The sequence below is a fragment of the Novosphingobium sp. genome (assembly GCF_027531025.1).
GTDB lineage: Bacteria > Pseudomonadota > Alphaproteobacteria > Sphingomonadales > Sphingomonadaceae > Novosphingobium.
The window spans coordinates 226,893-244,621 of the sequence record NZ_JAPZQX010000004.1; the positions used below are offsets into that span (position 1 = coordinate 226,893).

The 17,729-nt window shown below is 63.6% G+C and carries 13 protein-coding genes; 8 read left to right on the top strand and 5 right to left on the bottom strand.

Going from position 1 to position 17,729, the window contains the following annotated elements:
* The first annotated feature begins 9 nt into the window (after positions 1 to 9).
* Entirely contained in the window at positions 10 to 465 is a 456-nt protein-coding gene (locus O9281_RS07715; RefSeq protein WP_298184319.1) for a MaoC family dehydratase, read from the top strand.
* Here the strand turns inward: O9281_RS07715 and O9281_RS07720 are convergent.
* The 3 genes from O9281_RS07720 to O9281_RS07730 are packed head-to-tail and all read right to left on the bottom strand — an operon-like array spanning position 462 to position 3,533.
* The gene (locus O9281_RS07720; protein ID WP_298184321.1) at positions 462 to 1,997 is read right to left on the bottom strand and encodes an MDR family MFS transporter; all 1,536 of its coding nucleotides are present in this window, start codon (positions 1,995 to 1,997) and stop codon (positions 462 to 464) included. The two genes, O9281_RS07715 and O9281_RS07720, sit on opposite strands and share 4 nt — an antisense overlap.
* A 38-nt stretch (positions 1,998 to 2,035) precedes the next feature.
* Positions 2,036 to 3,094, bottom strand: a complete 1,059-nt coding sequence (locus O9281_RS07725) for an HlyD family secretion protein (protein ID WP_298184323.1) — start codon at positions 3,092 to 3,094, stop codon at positions 2,036 to 2,038.
* On the bottom strand, positions 3,087 to 3,533 hold the full coding sequence (locus tag O9281_RS07730) for a MarR family transcriptional regulator (protein ID WP_298184325.1): 447 nt from the start codon (positions 3,531 to 3,533) through the stop codon (positions 3,087 to 3,089). The genes O9281_RS07725 and O9281_RS07730 overlap by 8 nt, the downstream gene beginning before the upstream one ends.
* Positions 3,534 to 3,649: 116 nt before the next feature.
* On the opposite strand from O9281_RS07730, the gene O9281_RS07735 reads away from it, so the two are divergent.
* A complete protein-coding gene (locus tag O9281_RS07735; RefSeq protein WP_298184327.1) occupies positions 3,650 to 4,093 on the top strand; it encodes a type II 3-dehydroquinate dehydratase in 444 nt (147 codons plus the stop codon).
* A gap of 219 nt (positions 4,094 to 4,312) precedes the next feature.
* Here the strand turns inward: O9281_RS07735 and O9281_RS07740 are convergent, their stop codons facing one another.
* Positions 4,313 to 5,830 (bottom strand): tryptophan halogenase family protein, encoded by a 1,518-nt coding sequence (locus O9281_RS07740; protein ID WP_298184329.1) that lies wholly within the window; start codon positions 5,828 to 5,830, stop codon positions 4,313 to 4,315.
* 236 nt (positions 5,831 to 6,066) lie between these two features.
* Here O9281_RS07740 and O9281_RS07745 point away from each other — a divergent pair, with 236 nt between their 5' ends.
* The 6 genes from O9281_RS07745 (at position 6,067) to O9281_RS07770 (ending at position 16,552) form a co-directional block, all read left to right on the top strand.
* Positions 6,067 to 9,336, top strand: coding sequence for a TonB-dependent receptor (locus tag O9281_RS07745; protein WP_298184330.1), 3,270 nt, complete (start codon positions 6,067 to 6,069; stop codon positions 9,334 to 9,336).
* Between the two features lie 77 nt (positions 9,337 to 9,413).
* On the top strand, positions 9,414 to 10,358 hold the full coding sequence (locus O9281_RS07750) for a glycoside hydrolase family 16 protein (RefSeq protein WP_298184332.1): 945 nt from the start codon (positions 9,414 to 9,416) through the stop codon (positions 10,356 to 10,358).
* 24 nt (positions 10,359 to 10,382) lie between these two features.
* Positions 10,383 to 11,447: a LacI family DNA-binding transcriptional regulator gene (locus tag O9281_RS07755; protein ID WP_298184334.1), complete on the top strand. Its 1,065-nt coding sequence runs from the start codon at positions 10,383 to 10,385 to the stop codon at positions 11,445 to 11,447.
* The gene (locus O9281_RS07760; RefSeq protein ID WP_298184335.1) at positions 11,440 to 12,642 is read left to right on the top strand and encodes an MFS transporter; all 1,203 of its coding nucleotides are present in this window, start codon (positions 11,440 to 11,442) and stop codon (positions 12,640 to 12,642) included. Before O9281_RS07755 ends, O9281_RS07760 begins: the two co-directional genes overlap by 8 nt.
* A gap of 116 nt (positions 12,643 to 12,758) precedes the next feature.
* Positions 12,759 to 15,182, top strand: coding sequence for a glycoside hydrolase family 3 protein (locus O9281_RS07765; protein WP_298184336.1), 2,424 nt, complete (start codon positions 12,759 to 12,761; stop codon positions 15,180 to 15,182).
* A 95-nt stretch (positions 15,183 to 15,277) separates the two neighbouring features.
* A complete protein-coding gene (locus tag O9281_RS07770; RefSeq protein ID WP_298184337.1) occupies positions 15,278 to 16,552 on the top strand; it encodes a sugar MFS transporter in 1,275 nt (424 codons plus the stop codon).
* Between the two features lie 47 nt (positions 16,553 to 16,599).
* Here O9281_RS07770 and O9281_RS07775 read toward each other — a convergent pair whose 3' ends face one another.
* Complete coding sequence (locus O9281_RS07775; RefSeq protein ID WP_298184339.1) at positions 16,600 to 17,721, bottom strand: serine hydrolase domain-containing protein; 1,122 nt, start codon at positions 17,719 to 17,721, stop codon at positions 16,600 to 16,602.
* Positions 17,722 to 17,729: the final 8 nt, after the last annotated feature.

The window sequence follows — 17,729 nt, forward strand, 5'->3', positions numbered from 1 at the left end:
GATTGCACCATGCCGGGAGTCTGGTTTGACGAGTTGACCGTGGGCCAGCGGTTCGAGCACGCGATCCGCCGCACCGTTACCGAAACGGACAATGTCCTGTTCACCACGCTGTCGCACAATCCGGCGCAGCTGCACCTCGATGCCGAATACATGAAGGGCAGCGAATATGGCCAGGTGCTGGTCAATTCGTGCTTCACGCTCAGCCTGATGGTGGGCGTCAGCGTGGGGGACACCACGCTGGGCACGGCCGTGGCGAACCTGGGCTGGGACGAGGTGCGGTTTCCGAGGCCCGTGTTTGTTGGCGATACGCTCAACATCGTCACCGAAGTGCTGGAACTGCGCGAATCGAAGTCGCGGCCCGATGCCGGGATCGTCACCTTCCTGCACCAGGCTTTCAACCAGCGCGGCGAACTGGTTGCCTCGTGCAAGCGTTCGGGGCTGCAGCGCAAGCAGCCGCGCGACTAAAAGCGCCCCGCCGTGGGTGGTGGGCGGCGCAGCAGCAGGGTCAGCGGCACGGCTATCAGCGACAGCCACATCATCAGGTGGAAATCGTTGACATAGGCGATCATCGCCGCCTGCCGGTTGACCTCGGCATCGATCATCCGCAGTGCGGCCTCGCCCGCCTGCTGGAACCGGTCGGCGGTCGATACGTCGATCATGGAGCTGGCCGATGCGGTGACATGGCTGGCCAGGTCGTTGTGGCTGACCTGGATCGACCGGGCAGTCAGCGCCGTCATCACCGCAATCCCGATCGACGAGCCGATCGAACGCGACAGGTTGAGCAGGCTGGCACCATCGGTCCGCAGCGGCGGCGGCAGGGTGGAAAATGCGCTGGCGTTGAGCGGGATGAAGACAAAGCCCAGCCCGATCCCCTGGATCAGGCCGGCCAGCATGATCTGCTGCTGGTCAACTGCCAGCGACCAGGTGGCCATGTCCCACAGCGAAATGGCGGCAATGGTGAAGCCCAGCGCAACCAGGATGCGCGGATCCACTCCGCGCCGCACCAGCACGCCGGACAACTGCATCGAGATCAGCGTGCCGACCCCGCGCGGGACCAGCGCAACGCCCGTATCGATCACGCCATAGCCGAACAGGTGCTGCAGCATTGGCGGCAGCAGGGCCATGGTGGCGAACATCACGACGCCGATCAGGACCATGAAGACGATCGCCACGATGAAGTTGGGATTGGCGAAGAGGCCGCGATCGAACAGCGGCTGCGGCGTTGTGGCGAAATGCACCCCCGCCATCCACCCGGCCGAAAGGGCGAGGCCCAGGTAGATCCAGCTTTCGGCCGCATCGAACCAGTCGACATGGTTGCCCCGATCCAGCAGCATCTGGATCGCGCCCAGGCACAGCGCGAGCAGGGCAAAGCCAATCAGGTCGAACCGTCGGCTGGTGCGCGGGCGGGATGGCAACTCGGCCAGCAGGATCGCCAGCGAGATCGCCCCCAGCGGCACGTTGACATAGAATACCCAGCGCCAGTTCCAGTTCTCGGTTAGCCAGCCACCCAGGAACGGGCCCAGGATCGGCCCGACCATGATCCCCATGCCCCACAGCGCCATCATCTGGGGCTGGCGCGATGGTTTGTTGGTATCGATCATCGCCGCCTGGCTGAGCGGGCCGATGAAGGCCCCGGTTGCCCCTTGCAGCGCCCGGAACAGTACCATCTGTTCCAGATTCTGGGCCATGCCGCACAGCATCGAGGACAGGATGAAGCCCGCGACGGACCAGATGAACAGGTTGCGCGATCCCACCCGGTCGGCCAGCCAGCCGGTCAGCGGCATGGTCACGGCCATGGCCACGATATAGCTGGTCAGCACCCAGCTGATCGTGTCCGGCGTGGCCCCCAGCGCCGCTTGCATGTCCGGGACCGCGACGTTGGCGATGGTCGTGTCGAGGATCTGCAGCAGCGAGGCCAGCATGATCCCCGTGGTCAGCAGCAGCGGGCTGTCGACCGGGAGCATGGCCTTGTCTTCGGCGTCTTCCGTCCCTGCCATTCTGGCCGGGGAATGCGGGGCGGCCCGGCTGGCCATGATCAGCGTTGCTCTGCGGTGTAAACCGTGACCTTGCTGGACAGGCCGGCAATCAGTTCGCGCGGGCTGGGTTCGTCGAGCACGATCCGCACCGGCACCCGCTGGGTGACCTTGACCCAGTTGCCGGTCGCGTTCTGGGCCGGCAGGACCGAGAACTCGCTGCCCGTGCCAGCGCCGATTGCGGCAACATGGCCTTTCAGCCTGACCCCGGGATAGGCATCGAAGCGGACTTCGGCCCGCTGGCCGACCCGCATGTCAGCGAGGTCGGTTTCCTTGAAATTGGCTTCGACATAGCTGCCCTGGCGGGCAACGATGGTCAGCACTGGCAGGCCGGCGATCGCTTCCTGCCCCACCAGCAGGCGGTCGGCCTGGGCGATTGTCCCGCCGATCGGCGCACGCACCTCGGTGCGGCGCAACTGCAGCTCGGCCAGGGCGCGCTGGGCCGTGGCCGCGGCGATCTGCGGGTTGATGCCGGGGACCTGGGCCCCGGTCGCCAGCTTGGCTCCGGCCTCGCGCTGCTTGGCGACTGCCTGGTCAAGCTGGGCCTCGGCGCTGGCGACCTGGTGCTTCGCCGCATCGAGCGCGGCCTTGGTGGTGAAGCCGCGTTCCCACAGCGCCTGCTGCCGGCTCAGGTTGGTGCGGGCGAAGGCAATGTTCTCGCGCGCGGCGGTCAGATCGGCACCGGACAGCGCGCTGGCATTGGCCAGGGCGGAGACATTGGCCTGCGCGGCGGCGATGCTGGCATCGGCCTGGCGCAATTGCAGCGCATAGGGTTCGGGATCGATCCGGAACAGCAGGTCGCCGGGCTTGACCTGCTGGTCCTCGCGCACGGCCACGGCCACGATCTTGCCGCCGATCTCGGAACTGACCGAGACCTTGTCGAGCTTGACATAGGCGTTGTCGGTGCTGGCCTTGCCCTGCAGGCTGTACCAGTAGACCAGCCCGCCCAGCAGCACCAGCAGCGGCACTGCGCCCATCAGGATCAGGCGCTGCCAGTTGCGCTTGTGCGGTTCGCTGGCCACCTGCGCCGCGGTGGGCATCGTCGGATCGGCTTCAGCCATGGGTGGCTACCTCGGGGGTCAGGTCGCGGGTCAGGTTGCTGCGCACCTGTTCGAGCAGGTGTCCGAAGCGTTCGCGCTCGGCCGGGTCCAGCCCGGCCAGCATGGCCTCGACCATCGGGGCGACCCCATCGCGCAATTGCGGCAACAGGGCCTGGCCGGCCTCGGTCAGGTGCACCCGCCAGGCGCGGCGATCGGCCGGATCGCGGCGGCGTTCGATCAGGGCGGCTTCCTCCATGCGATCGAGCATGCGGCACAGGGTGATCGCCTCGACATCCAGCTGCTCGGCATAGAAGCCCTGGTTCTGCCCCTCGTGCAGGCCAAGCACCAGCAGCAGGCGGGCCTGCGGGCCAGTGACGCCCAGGGTGCGCATCCGCGCATCGAAGGCCCGCCGCAGCAGTCGCGCGGAATCGCTCAGCAGATAGGCAACCGAGGGGGTCATGGGCAGCCATATAATAAGCAGGCTTATAACATGCAAGACAATTGCCACACGCGTGAGGTTTGCGACTTTCCCGGTTTGCGATAAGGCCGGTGGCGCAACAGGGAGCTTGGCGCGCAATGGCCGGAACGATCCTCGTCCTCAACGGACCCAACCTCAACCTGCTCGGCACCCGCGAGCCAGACGTCTATGGCAGCGCCACCCTTGCCGATGTCGAGGCCCTGTGCCGCGCCGAAGCCGAGGCCGCCGGGCTGGCGATCGACTTTCGCCAGACGAACGCCGAACACGAGATGGTCGAGTGGATCCAGCAGGGCCGCAGCGGCCTCGCTGGCATCGTGATCAATCCCGCCGCCTTCTCCTATGCGGGCTATCCCGTGCTTGACGCCCTGAAGATGGTCGACTGCCCGGTGGTGGAAGTGCACATCTCCAATATCCACCGCCGCGAGGAAGAGTGGCGCAAGAATTCGCTGATGACCCCAGCGGTGACCGGGGTAATCTCCGGACTGGGGATCGTCGGCTACGGCTTGGCCGTCCGTTATCTGGCCGGTTTCAAATTAGGTTGACTAATTGTTCACGCAGAGCCGTAAATCTTGGCCTCGCAAGTTGGCTGCCACGCGCTGGCCGCGACCAAATTGACATGCATAAACATGTCGATGCGCGCGAGATCTTTCCCTCTCTTAGTCAGCCCTTTGCTAATTTAGAATTGGCAGAAATGGTCAGGAAGCAGGCATGGATCACCCGGAAGTATAAGCCCGAGAAGGTGATCGGCAAGCTGCAGTACTCTAGGCTCTTGCGGGGCAGTACCTGCTGAGGTAGTCGCCGTGCATCGGCATGCGCTCGACGACATAACGGATAGACTTTTCCATTTCGTCGAATTCGCGGCGCGTGGTTGAAGAGTCGAATGTGTCGGCCACAGCGCTGTGGCCGCCCATGACCACACCTTGACCCATCATGACCGCGGCCCAGCTGGTCTCGGTGAACAACTCGTCCTCTTCACGGAAGATCTGGCCGTTCATCCGAAAAAGTTCGGTCTTCTCGGCGAGCGTGTCAGGCACTGTCATCGTCCGGCAGTGATCCCAGAATTCTGAATCCGTTCGGCTGGTGGCATTGTAGTGCAGAATCAGGAAATCCCTAATCCGCGCATATTCCTTGCCCGTAAGCCGGTTGAAGGCGTCTTCTTGTGTTTGGGTGATGCCATCGAGCGAGAGAAGCGCGACTAGCTTGTTGATCCCGGTGTTGATGAGGTGGATCGACGTCGATTCAAGCGGCTCCATGAATCCAGCGGCAAGACCGAGTGCGACTACGTTCTTGTTCCAAAATTTCTTTCGGCGACCGGTGGTGAAGCGCAAAAAGTTGGGATCGGCGCCAGGCTTGCCGGCGATATTGTTGACTAAGATGTCGAGCGCCTCGTCATCATTCATGAAGCTGCTGCAATAGACATGGCCGTTGCCGTTGCGGTGCTGCAGGGGAACTTGCCATTGCCAGCCGGCGGAATGGGCGGTGGCGCGAGTGTAAGGCGGGGCCTGGCTGCCGTCTTCGCGCAGGCAGGGTAAGGCAACCGCGCGGTCGCAGGGCAGGAATTTTGACCAGTCCTCATACCCGGTCTTCAGTGCCTTTTCTATCAGCAGCCCGCGAAAACCCGAGCAGTCGACAAATAGCTCACCTTCCAACTCCTCGCCGCTCTGAAGCTGGACAGATGTGATGAAGCCGCTTTCGGGATCTAGCCGAACATCAGCTATCTGGCCTTCCATTCGCACGACGCCGCGCTTTTCGGCGTATTTACGCAGGAACCGGGCATAGCGCCCAGCATCGAGGTGATAAGCGTAGTTGACCGGGGGAAGGTCATCCCGCGCGTAGTCTTGGGTCCTTGCGAATCGACCAAAGTGGGCGGCCATGGTCTCGACATTGAAAACCTGGATTGGCCGCCGATCGCCCTCATTTCGCAAACGGTGCCAGATCTGGTGGAACGAGATGCCCCCGATTTGATAGCCGTAAGCGCCGAAGGGGTGAATGTAGCTGTCACCCAACTTGCCCCAATTGACGAATTGAATGCCAAGCTTGAAGCTGCCCTGGACAGCGGCGAGCAGCTCACGCTCGTCAATCTCGAGCAGTTGGTTGAACTCTACGAAGGGTGGTATGGTCGCTTCGCCCACCCCAACGGTGCCGATGGCTTCGGACTCGACTAGTGTAATTTCGAGACGGTTATTGACGCGTAAGCGAGACAGCACTGCGGCAGCCATCCAGCCCGCTGTGCCACCACCGACGATCACAATGCGCTTAATCGGTGTTCCGTGCTTCATGTCTTGCCTAATCTCCGTAGGGCGCTCTTACTCGCTTCGATCGGCTAAATGCCATTTTTTGTCAGCTATCGAAAGCCCAAATGTGAACGTTCATTTTTCGCTTGTGAACGCTCACATTTCGAAATATACACCAACGGCAAGAAATCGCGTTCGCGCGAAAAATGTTAGTGGTTGGGGAGGTTGGCTTGTCTCGCTTTGATCATTCCGATTCGCGTCGGTCGCGCCTGCTTACGACGTTGGGTACTGCATCGACTCTGGTGCTCGCGGCGATGATCGCCACGCCAGCACTTGCGCAGGAGATGAAGGGCGCGGAAGCCGACGATCAAAAGTCCGAAGATGCAGTCGACGGCGAGGAAATCATCGTCACTGGCTACCGCGCATCGCTGAAAAGTGCGCAGGATGTGAAGCGCAAGTCTGACACATTCGTCGACGCGATCACTGCTGAAGATATTGGTGCGCTTCCTGATCGCTCAGTTGCTGAATCGTTGCAGCGCGTGCCCGGCGTAAACATTGGTCGGTTCGAGAAGAGTTCGGACCCCGACCGCTTCTCGGTCGAGGGGACCGGAGTGATCATACGCGGCCTTCCTTTTGTCCGTTCCGAGCTCAACGGTCGTGACATTTTCTCTGCTACGGGTGGCCGCGAACTGAGCTTCAACGACGTTTCGCCAGAGCAGCTCGCTCGGGTCGAAGTGTTCAAAAATGTGACCGCCGACATGGTAGATGGCGGCATCGCCGGGACGGTCAATCTAGTCACTCGCAAGCCTCTCGATAATCGAGGTTTGCATCTCTCGGGCACGCTTGAGGGCAATGTAGGCGACCTTGCCAAAGATTGGTCCCCTGGTTTTTCGTTGCTTGGCTCAGCTACCTTCGAAACTGGGATCGGCACCTTCGGTTTCCAGGCGGGCTATGCTCAGTCTGAGCTGGTGAGCCGCACCGATGCTTCGCAGGTCACCGATCCGTGCTTTCGAGACCGCTCACTTACTGGTGGCTGCTTCCGCGTCGTTCCCGTTGGCTCAGGCGGGTTTGGATCGACCCAGAACTTCACGTCGGCGAACTTCCCGCCGCCCAATACGGTGATCGTGCCGAAGGGTGCGGGTGTTCGTACTACCGACCTCGAGCGCGACCGCCGCGCTTACTCAGGAGTGTTTCAGTTCGAAAGTAATGACCGCCGCCTGTTACTCACCGCCGAATATCTCCGTTCGGAGACCGAGTTCTTCACGGACGAATTTGCGATCCTGGCCCTGGTCAATGATGACAACCTGTTCCCGGTCCAGGCGCCTGGCAGCACTTGGCAGTTCGATGGCAACGGGGTCTTTACAGCTGGTCGCCTTACCCAGAGCAATGCAGGCGGGTATGCTAGCCCGTTTGGTGGAATTCCAATGGAGTCGTTGCGTTTTCAGCGGCGTGCTAAGGCCGACACCGAGGACTACTCGATTGATATCGATTTCGAGGCGACTGATCGGTTGCGCTTCAACTTCGAAGGCCAGCACATCAGTTCGAACTTGCGTCGCGATTCGATCATCGGTGTTATGAACACTTGGGCCGATATCGATCTCGACCTTCGTGGAAATACTCCGCAGGTGCAGTTCCTCGCTCCTGCTGGAGCGCCGGCAAACTATTTTTCGAGCGGGTTCTATACCTACTATTGGTTCCTGCTGGACAGTGTCGAGCGTAACGATGGTGAGCTTGATAGCTTACGGTTCGATGCCGAATACGACCTTAGTGATGATGGCTTCTTCAAGGCGGCTCGTTTTGGCGCCCGCTGGTCAGATCGCGATCGAACAACCCGTGACACTGCGTTTAGCACTTGGGGTAACCTATCGGCGCCGTGGGCAGGACGCGCAGGTTGTGCACCTTGGGGCGGCGGGCCGGGCTGTTTTCAGGGTTCGGGCCCGTTCACCCCATCATGGGCTGGATTTACCCCGGGCCGTCTCTATACTGGTCTGCCGGGCCAGGAATTCGCCACTGGCGGTGGCGCGTTCACCGACGAGTTCCCAGGGTTCTCACAGGTTCGCAATCCTTTCGCCTCAGGTTTTCAGCGTGGCAGCGCGCCAATCCCGATCGCTAATGGCGCCGCTTGGTTTTATGGCGGCGACGACTTCATTGGCGAGTATCTTGCGGGCACCACGCTGAGCCAGGCGCAGAAGATCAATACCTTCTCGCAGACGCCTAATCCGTTCTTCGGAGTGAACAACCGAACGGCCAGCGTGCTTGGTCAGTCGACACCGGTACAGTGCGATCCTTTCTGTCCATCTGAAATATCCGTCGTGGGTGAGGTAACCAAGGCAGCCTATGCGCGGATCGATTTCGGCAAGCAGTTCGATGGCGGAGCCAACGTGAAAGGCAATTTCGGCCTGCGCTATGTCAGTACCAAAGTGAAGACCGCCGGACTGCTGGCCTTCCCTAATCCCTTCTTCTTTGACAATTCCCCAGGTGCGAACGGTGACGGCCGGGTACAGGTAGCAGAGATCCAGCAGGCCTGTCTGCTCGCGCCGCCGACGCAACCATTACCTGGCTACTGTTCACTCTCGGCGACTCGCCTTGCAGAGTTCGCTGCGGCGCACACTGGTGAGATTCTGGTCGATGATCGTGACATCATTTTCGATCATTGGCTTCCGAGTTTCAACGTGCGGTTCGACCTTGGCGGTGGCTTGCTCATCCGCGGCGCGGTTTCGAAGAATATTGCACGTCCGGAACTGCAGCTGTTCCGGGCGGGGGGGCAGATTGGTGATAATACCAATGACCTGCGCTCGGAAGGCACCTTGGCAACAGGGCCATTGTTCCAATTGTTTACAGGCAACCGTAATGTGCGTCCTGTGACCTCGTGGAATTATGACCTCTCGGCTGAATGGTACTTCGATGATGTCGGGTCGCTTACGGCTTCGTTCTTCCTCAAAGAAATTAGCGGAATTGTTAGTGGCGGCCAAAATCTAGTCGATTATACGAGTGGGGGTGGAACTACACTCAATGTCGAGGTCAACGGGCCGAGTAACGAACTTGGTGGTACGCTCAAGGGCTTTGAGCTGAGCTACCAGCAAACCTATGATATGTTGCCTGGCTTGTTAAGTGGCTTTGGCTCACAGTTGACCTATACGTATGTTGATGGTGGTCAGTTCACGAATCCCGACCTCGCGAACAACCGGAGCTTGTTTGCCTCACAGCAGCCACTCGCCGGGATTTCAAAGCATACGCTCAACGCGGTGATTTTCTATGAAAAGGGGCCGCTATCGATGCGTGCCGCTTATAATTGGCGGTCGGACTTTCTGATCACTCCGCGTGATGACATCTTCCCGTTCTCGCCGATTTGGCAGGAAAGCGGTGGTCAGCTCGATGCCTCTATCTTCGTGACCGTCAACAAGCAGCTCAAGCTCGGTATCCAGGGAGTGAACCTGCTCGATTCGGTAACCCGCACATCGCAGGTGGTAGACTTCTCTGGCACACGGATCACTCGCTCGGCATTCCGCAACGACCGGCGATTCACGTTCCTCGCGCGCTTCGACTTCTGATCTGGGAGGATTGGGGGCAGGAATGGGCCTCTGCAATTGCAGAGGCCCATTTTTTGTTGTCCGATTGGGAAGATATCATGACTATTCAGAAGTTTTCGACTATTGGTACTGTTCTGGTGGGTTCCTTAGCGGTTGCCGCATCGCCGGCCCAGCAGTCTTCGGAGGATGGCTGGACGATGGTCTGGTCAGACGAGTTCGACGGGTCCAAGATCGACAAGAAGAAGTGGGGCTTCGATGTTGATTGCTGGGGCGGCGGCAATGATGAGCAACAGTGCTATCGCGACGGCAATCGTAATGCCACGATTGAAAACGGTGCACTTGTTATTAGCGCCCGGCGCGAACAGGCAACCGGGGCCGCTTGGCCTATGCACATGTGGGGATCGGTGCAGTGGCCAAACGCTTTGGTAACAAAGCCGTATACTTCGGCTCGCCTATCCACCAAGGGCAAGGCAGCTTGGCGTTATGGCAAGTTCGAGATCCGGGCGAAGTTACCGCAGGGTCAGGGTACCTGGCCGGCGATCTGGATGCTGCCGGAAAAGGACCGCTACGGCTCCTGGGCCGCCTCGGGCGAGATCGATATCTTGGAAGCGGTCAACCTGGGGGTGCCCTGCGCCAAGTGCCCCGGCGGGCGCGAAAACACGATCCTGGGCACGCTGCACTTTGGCGGCAAGTGGCCGAACAACAAGCACAAGGGTGAGGAAGTGCCGTTCCCCGAAGTGCTGGACGGCGGCTTTCACACCTATGCGATCGAGTGGTATCCAGACCGCATGGTCTGGCAGGTCGATGGCCGCACCTTTGCCGAACGCAAGGCCAATGAATGGTCGACCACCGGATCGACCAATCCGGGCGCGCCGTTCGACCAGCCGTTTCACCTGATCCTGAACCTTGCCATCGGCGGCAAGCTGGCCGAAACGCGCGGGGTTGGCGGCGTGCGGCTGGACGGCTATCCCAAGCGGATGGAAGTCGATTGGGTCCGCATCTGGCAAAAGCCTGAGGTCGGTGGGACGGCTTCCGGCAAGTGACGGGGTAAAGGGGGAAAACTACGCATGGCGAGACGCCGCCAGGCGGTGACAATCAAGCACGTGGCGGCCGATGCCGGCGTCTCGTTGCAAACCGTCAGCCGCGTCATCAACAACGAGCCGAACGTCCGCCCGGAAATGAAGGAGCGGGTCCAGGCCTCGATCGACAAGCTGGGCTATGTCCCCTCGATCGCGGCCCAGCGGATGAGCGGATCGCGATCCTACCTGATCCTGGCGATCAACGACCGCGATCGCACGATCGAGGACTGGCGTGCGCGGCAGGGGACCGACTGGGTCGACCAGATGCTGCTGGGCGGCATGCTGAAGTGCGCCGAACATGGCTATCGCCTGATCTTCGAACTGGTCGACACCCATTCCGACCATGTCGAGCGCGAGCTTTCGGGCGCGATTGCCGCGCTCCAGCCCGACGGGATCATCCTGACCCCGCCGCATTCCGACAATCCGCAGATCGTCAGCTTCCTGGCCGACCAGAAGATCCCCTTCGTGCGGATTGGCTCGATCCAGAACGGGGAAGGCATCCCGGTATCGATGGATGACGAGGGTTCGGCGCGCCAGGCTACCGAATACCTGATTGAGCGCGGCCACCGGGCGATCGGCTTCATCGCCGGATCGCGCGAATATGCGCTGAGCGGCTGGCGTGTCGATGGCTGGCGCCAGGCCATGGCTGCCGCAGGCCTCAGCACCGATGGTCTGCTGGCCGAGGGCGATTTCAGCTTTGCCTCTGGGGTAACCGCCGCCGGGGAACTGCTGAACGGCACGGTCCGGCCCACCGCGATCATCGCAAGCAATGACCAGATGGCGCTGGCCACGCTGGAAGTGGCGCGGCTGCTCGATCTCGCAGTGCCGCAGGACCTTTCGCTGATCAGCTTCGACAACACCCCGCTGGTGCATTTCACCCAGCCGCCGCTGACCGCCGTGGACCAGCCCATCGCCGCGACCACTTCGAAAGCGGTCGAACTGCTGATCGCCGCGCAGAAAGGCGAGGCCCCGCCCAAGGCGCTGACCGTGGTCAAGGCGAGCATTTTCGTGCGCGAATCGGTTGCCCCGCCGTCGGGCGCAGTCGGTGGCTGACCGGGCGGCTGACCGCTTCGTCCTGCTCTATGCGCTTGCCTGGGCGGGTGGGACGATTGGCTATGTCCCACTGCTGACGATCCTGTTGCCGGCCCGTGTCGCGACGCTGGCCGGGCAAGCGGCGGGGGTCGACTGGCTGGCCTATATTGCCCTGGCCGGAGCGATCGCCGCGAGCACGGCCGGGATCCTGTTCGGCTATCTCTGCGACATCACCCGCAACCGGCGCGGCTGGATCGGTGCGGGCCTGGTCTTGTCCTGCGTGCTGCTGGTGCTGACCGGCCGGGCGGCAACCCTGCCCGAGCTGATCTTCGCGATTGTCGGCTGGCAACTGGCGCTCAACATGATGCTGGGCCCGCTGGCGGCCTGGGCGGGCGATGTGGTGCCTGATTCGCGCAAGGGGCTGCTCGGCGGGCTGATGGCCTTTGCACCGGGGCTGGGCGCATTGTCCGGTGCGATCGTGACCCAGCCCGGCCTTGCCAACGACGACCAGCGATTGTGGCTGGTGGCGGCAATGGTGGCGCTCTGCGTGTTGCCGGTACTGCTGACCAGGCCCCCGGTGGGCGAAGGCGGGACGGCCGCCTTACCGGCGGAACCATCTTCGCCCGAAGCGACCACTCCCGCGGCCCAGACAGCGCGACTGCCCGGCGGGGTGCTCCGGATGTGGCTGGCGCGGCTGGCAGTCCAGATCGCCGAGGCGACGCTGTTCGCCTATCTGCTGTTCTGGCTGGTCAGCCTCGATCCCACGGTGACGGATAACCAGACCGCGCGGCTGTTCAGCGCGATCATGCTGGTTTCGGCCCCGCTGGCGCTGTTCGTGGGGCGCTGGTCGGACCGGAACGATCGCCCGATCGCGCCCTTGCAGGTCTGCGCGCTGATCTCGGCGCTGGGCCTGCTGGCCATGGCGCTCACCACCGGCCTTGCCGGGGCCATGCTGGCCTATGGCCTGTTTGGCCTGGCCAGCGCCGTATTCCTGGCGCTGCATTCGGCGCAGACGCTGCGGATCCTGCCCCGCCCCGACCGGCGCGGGCGCGACCTGGGCCTATTCAACCTGGCCAATACCGTGCCATCGCTGGTCATGCCCTGGCTGGCCATGGCCCTGGTCCCGATGTTCGGCTTTCCGGCGCTGTTCCTGCTGCTGGCCGTGCTGGCGGCGACGGCGGGCGGGCTGCTGCGCCGGGTGGCGCCGGGCCCCTGACTGCCCGCGCTGATCGCAAACCTGAGCGCACAGGATTACCCCCGGTGGCTTGACTTTCCCCGTCCTCGCTGCGATTAAATGAGAACGTTCACATAAGAAATATGGTTGGGGAAGTAATGCCTTTCAGGAAATCCATTCCGCTGCTGGCGCTGGTCATGGCCGGGTTGGCAGCGCCTGCGGTGCAGGCCGATCCGGCGCCCGGTGCCACAGCCCAGGCCAACCCCGCCAACTGGCCCGCCGCGCGCAGCCCGGCCGCGATCACCGACCTTGCCACCGAAAACGCGATTTCCGCGCTGCTGGCCAGGATGACCGTGGAGCAGAAGGTAGGCCAGGTAATCCAGGGCGATATCAGTTCGGTCACTCCGGCGGACCTCGCCAAGTACCCGCTCGGCTCGATCCTGGCCGGGGGCAATTCCGGCCCCTATGGCAATGAGCGCGCCGATGCCGCGACCTGGGCCAAGATGGTGGGTGAATACCGCGCCGCCTCGAAGCAGGCCGGGGCAGGAATTCCGATCCTGTTCGGGGTCGATGCGGTGCATGGTCATTCGAACCTGCCGGGCGCCACGATCTTTCCGCACAACATCGGCCTTGGCGCGGCGCGCGATGTGGGCCTGATCCGCCGGATCGGGGTGGCCACCGCCGCCGAGATTGCCGGCAGCGGGATCGAATGGACCTTTGCCCCCACGCTGGCCGTCCCGCACGATGTGCGCTGGGGCCGCAGCTATGAAGGCTATGCCGCCGATCCGGCGCTGGTTGCGGCCTATGGCCGGGCCATGACGCTGGGCCTGCAGGGCGAGCTGGCGCCGGGCAAGGTGCTCGGCCCGGTCCAGGTGGCGGCCACGGCAAAGCACTTCCTGGCCGATGGCGGCACGGTGGACGGCCGCGACCAGGGCGATGCCCGCCTGTCCGAGCGTGATCTGGTGGCCGGCCATGCCGCTGGCTATCCGGCGGCGATCGATGCCGGCGCGCTGACCGTGATGGCCAGCTTCTCGAGCTGGAACGGGGTGAAGCACCACGGCAATGTCAGCCTGCTGACCGACGTGCTGAAGCACCGGATGGGCTTTGGCGGCCTCGTGGTGGGGGACTGGAACGGGCATGGCCAGGTGGCTGGCTGTTCTGCCACCGACTGTCCGGCCTCGCTTAACGCCGGGCTGGATCTCTACATGGCGCCGGACAGCTGGAAGGGCCTGTTCGATACGACCGTGGCCGATGTCCGCGCCGGGCGGATTACCCAGGCCCGGCTCGACGATGCTGTGCGCCGGGTGCTGCGGGTCAAGTTCAAGCTCGGCCTGATGGGGCCGACCGAGGTGATGCGCGGCGATCCCGCACTGGTTGGCGCTCCGGCGCACCTGGCTCTGGCACGCGAGGCGGTGGCCAAGTCGCTGGTCCTGCTCAAGAACGATGGCCATGTCCTGCCGATCCGCCCGGGCGCCAAGGTGCTGGTGGCCGGGCCGGGTGCCGATAGCATGGCGATGCAATCCGGCGGCTGGACCATCTCGTGGCAGGGCACCGATACCACCGCCGCCGATTTCCCCAACGGGCAGACCATCGGCGCGGCGATTGCCGCTGCGGTCAAGGATGCCGGCGGGCAGGCGATTGTTTCGCCCAAGGGCGACAGTGTTCAGCGCGCCGACGTAGCCATCGTGGTGACGGGCGAGCCGCCCTATGCCGAATTCCAGGGCGATGTGCCGCACCTGGCCTTTACCCCCCAGCATGGCGAGGAAGCGCTGATCGCGCGGCTGCGTGCCCAGGGGACCAAGGTGGTGCTGGTGTTCCTCTCGGGCCGACCGATGTTCACCGGCAAGCTGATGAACCAGGCCGATGCCTTTGTCGCGGCCTGGCTGCCCGGCACCCAGGGCAATGGCGTGGCCGATGTGCTGGTGGCGCGCCGCGATGGTAAACCGCTGCGCGATTTCACCGGCCGCCTGCCCTTCGCATGGCCGGCCGATGCCCGCGCGCCGATCGCTTCGCCGTTGTTCCGCACCGGCTATGGCCTGACCTATCGCCATCGTGCGCGGCTGGGCCCGGTCAATGCCGATCCCCGGATCGATCTGGCCGCGTTCGACAATTCCGCCACCTTCTTCCGCCGCGGGGTAGTGCCCGCGCCGTGGTACCTGGCCAGCGATGGTGTGGTGGGCGTGCGTGCGGTGGACCTCTCCGCACAGGAAGACGCCCGACAGTTCACCTGGACCGGGCCGGGCAAGTTTTCGGTCGAAGGGCCGCCCGTCGACCTCGCCAAGCGGGCCGAGGCGGGGGCCGTGCTGCTGCTCGACTGGCGGATCGATGCCCGCACCGGGGCACCGGTCCGCCTGGCGCTGGGCGGCGGCACGCTGGACATCGCCGGATCGGTCGGCGCGGCTCCGCTGGGCAAGGCGGGCGAGCTGCGGATCCCGCTACGCTGCTTTGCCGCGGCCGGGGGCAACCTCGCCAGCGTTGGCGGTCCGCTGCGGATCGATGCCACGGCCGGGTTCACCGCCACGATCCGCTCGGCGCGGATTGCCGATGGCAAGGGCGACGAGGCTTGCCCGGCGGCGCGCTGACCGGGCCTGTGAATACGAATACCTTGGCCTTTGCGGCTCCCCATGGCCGCGCGGCTTGCTAGCATCGCACGACAAGATCTGGGGAGAGGAACAAGATGGCTGTCACGACCGGGAATACGCCTGCCGAAGCGCAGGGCGAGTACATCGACGCGCCGCAGTTGCAGCTGTTCGTCATGGGGCTGTTCTTCATCTTCGGCGGGATCACCTCGCTTAACGATGTGATCATCCCCAAGCTGAAGGAGCTGTTCACGCTCAGCTATACCCAGGCGATGCTGGTGCAGTTCTGCTTCTTCACCGCCTACCTGGTGATCGGCATTCCCGGTGCGCGGCTGGTCAAGAAGATCGGCTACATGCGCGGGGCCGTGGCGGGACTGGTGACGATGATGGCGGGCTGCCTGCTGTTCATCCCGGCCAGCCAGACCGCGACCTATGGCCTGTTCCTGTTCGCGCTGTTCGTGCTGGCCAGCGGCGTGGTGATTGTCCAGGTCGTTTCCAACCCGCTGATCTCGCTGCTCGGCAAGCCCGCGACGGTGCACAGCCGGCTCACCTTTGCGCAAGCCTTCAACTCGGTGGGGACCACGGTGTTCCCCTATTTCGGCTCGATCCTGATCCTGGGCAGCCTGGCAACCGTTACGGCTGACCAGCTTTCGGGTGTGGAACTCGATGCCTATCGTACGGCTGAAACCCAGGCCATCGTCCACGGCTATCTGGGCATCGCCGCCGCGCTGGCCGTGGTGGCGGGCGTGGTCTGGCTGTTCCGCAATGCGCTGAAGGGCGAAAAGCATGAGGAAAGCTCAGGCCTAGCCGGGCTCGATCTGCTCAAGCGCACCCGCTTCGGCTTCGGCGCGCTTTGCATCTTCCTCTATGTGGGGGCGGAAGTCGCGATCGGCTCGCTGATCGTCAATTACCTGATGCAGAGCCACGTCATGGGGCTGGAAGAGCAGGCTGCGGGCAAGCTGATCGCCTATTACTGGGGCGGGGCCATGGTCGGCCGGTTCATCGGCTCGGGCGTGCTGCGGGTAGTGAGCCCGGGCAAGGTGCTGGCCTGCGTCGCCGTGGGAGCGATAGCGCTGATCGCGCTGTCCACTCAGACCACCGGTGCCGTTTCGGGCTATAGCCTGCTGGCGATCGGCCTGATGAACGCGATCATGTTCCCGACGATCTTCACCCTGGCTTGCGAAAAGCTGGGCCCGCGCGCAGCGGACGGTTCGGGGATCATCAATGTCGCGATCTTCGGCGGGGCGGTGATCCCGCTGCTGACCGGCGTGATCGCCGATGCCACCGGCAGCCTCGCCATCGCCTTCATCTTGCCGGCGGCCTGTTATGCGGTGATCGCCGGTTTCGGCTGGTACGCCCGCCGCCCGGCCTGAGGGTTCCGGCCCAGCCCGGTCGTCAGTGACCAAGGCCGGGCCAGCTCTTACAGCGAGGCGTAGACTGCCTCGATCAGGGCCATGTTGCGCGGATCGCCCATCAGGTCGGTGCCCATGCGGTTCATGGTATAGGCCATGCCGATGCCGCTGTCCGGATCGGCAAAGGCAAAGGAACCGCCCCAGCCGGAATGGCCAAAGGCTGCGCTGTTCGGGCCATAGACCCCGTTGCTGTTGCGCAGGAACCCGCAGCCCCAGCTGGCCTCGACGCTCAGCACGGCATCGAGGCCGCTGATCTGCTCGGCCGTGGCCCGTGCGATGACGTCCGGCGCGACCAGCCGCTGCCCGTCCAACCGGCCATCGTGCGCCAGCGCGCCATAGAGTCGGGCAAGACCCCGCGCCGTGGCAAAGCCGTTGGCCGAGGGGATCTCCGCCGCGCGCCAGGCCGGGTCATTGGGGGCCAGCGGATCGATCAGCGGGTTGGCCAGCGCCGCGGCCTGGGCCGGGGTAAACTCGCCCGCAAGATTGGAGGAGCTCAGTTCCGGTGGGACGATCATGGTTGCCGCCCCTGCCGCGCGCGCGGTCGGCAGGCCGATATGGATATCGAGGTGGCCCAGTTCATCGCGCAAAAAATCGCGGATGCTGCGGCCTTCGACCCGGCGGAACAGCGCCGTTGCCAGGAAGCCGATGGTGATGGCGTGATAGCCCGATTGGGTGCCGGGCACCCAGAACGGCTCGGCCGCCGCCAGCCGGCTGGCGGCAGCCTCCGCATCGTAGAAGTCTTCCATCCGCGCCGGATCGCGAAATCCGCACAGCCCCGCCTGGTGGGACAGCAGCATGGCTACGGTCACGTCCTGCTTGCCGGCCGCGGCGAATTCCGGCCAGTAGCGAGCGACCGGGGCATCAAGATCGATCCCGCCGCGATCGGCCAGCATGGCAAAGCAGACTGCCGTCACGCCCTTGGTGGTCGACCAGACATTGACCAGGGTATCCCCGGTCCAGGCCCGTCCGCTGTCCGGATCAGCGATCCCGCCGTGCAGATCGACGACGACCTCGCCATCGACTGTCACGGCCACGGCCGCGCCGACATCGCCCCGTTCGGCAAAGTTCGCGGCAAAGGCATCGGCTACCCGTTCAAAGCCGGGGGCGAGCGTGCCCGAGATGGTCGTCATGGCTGTGC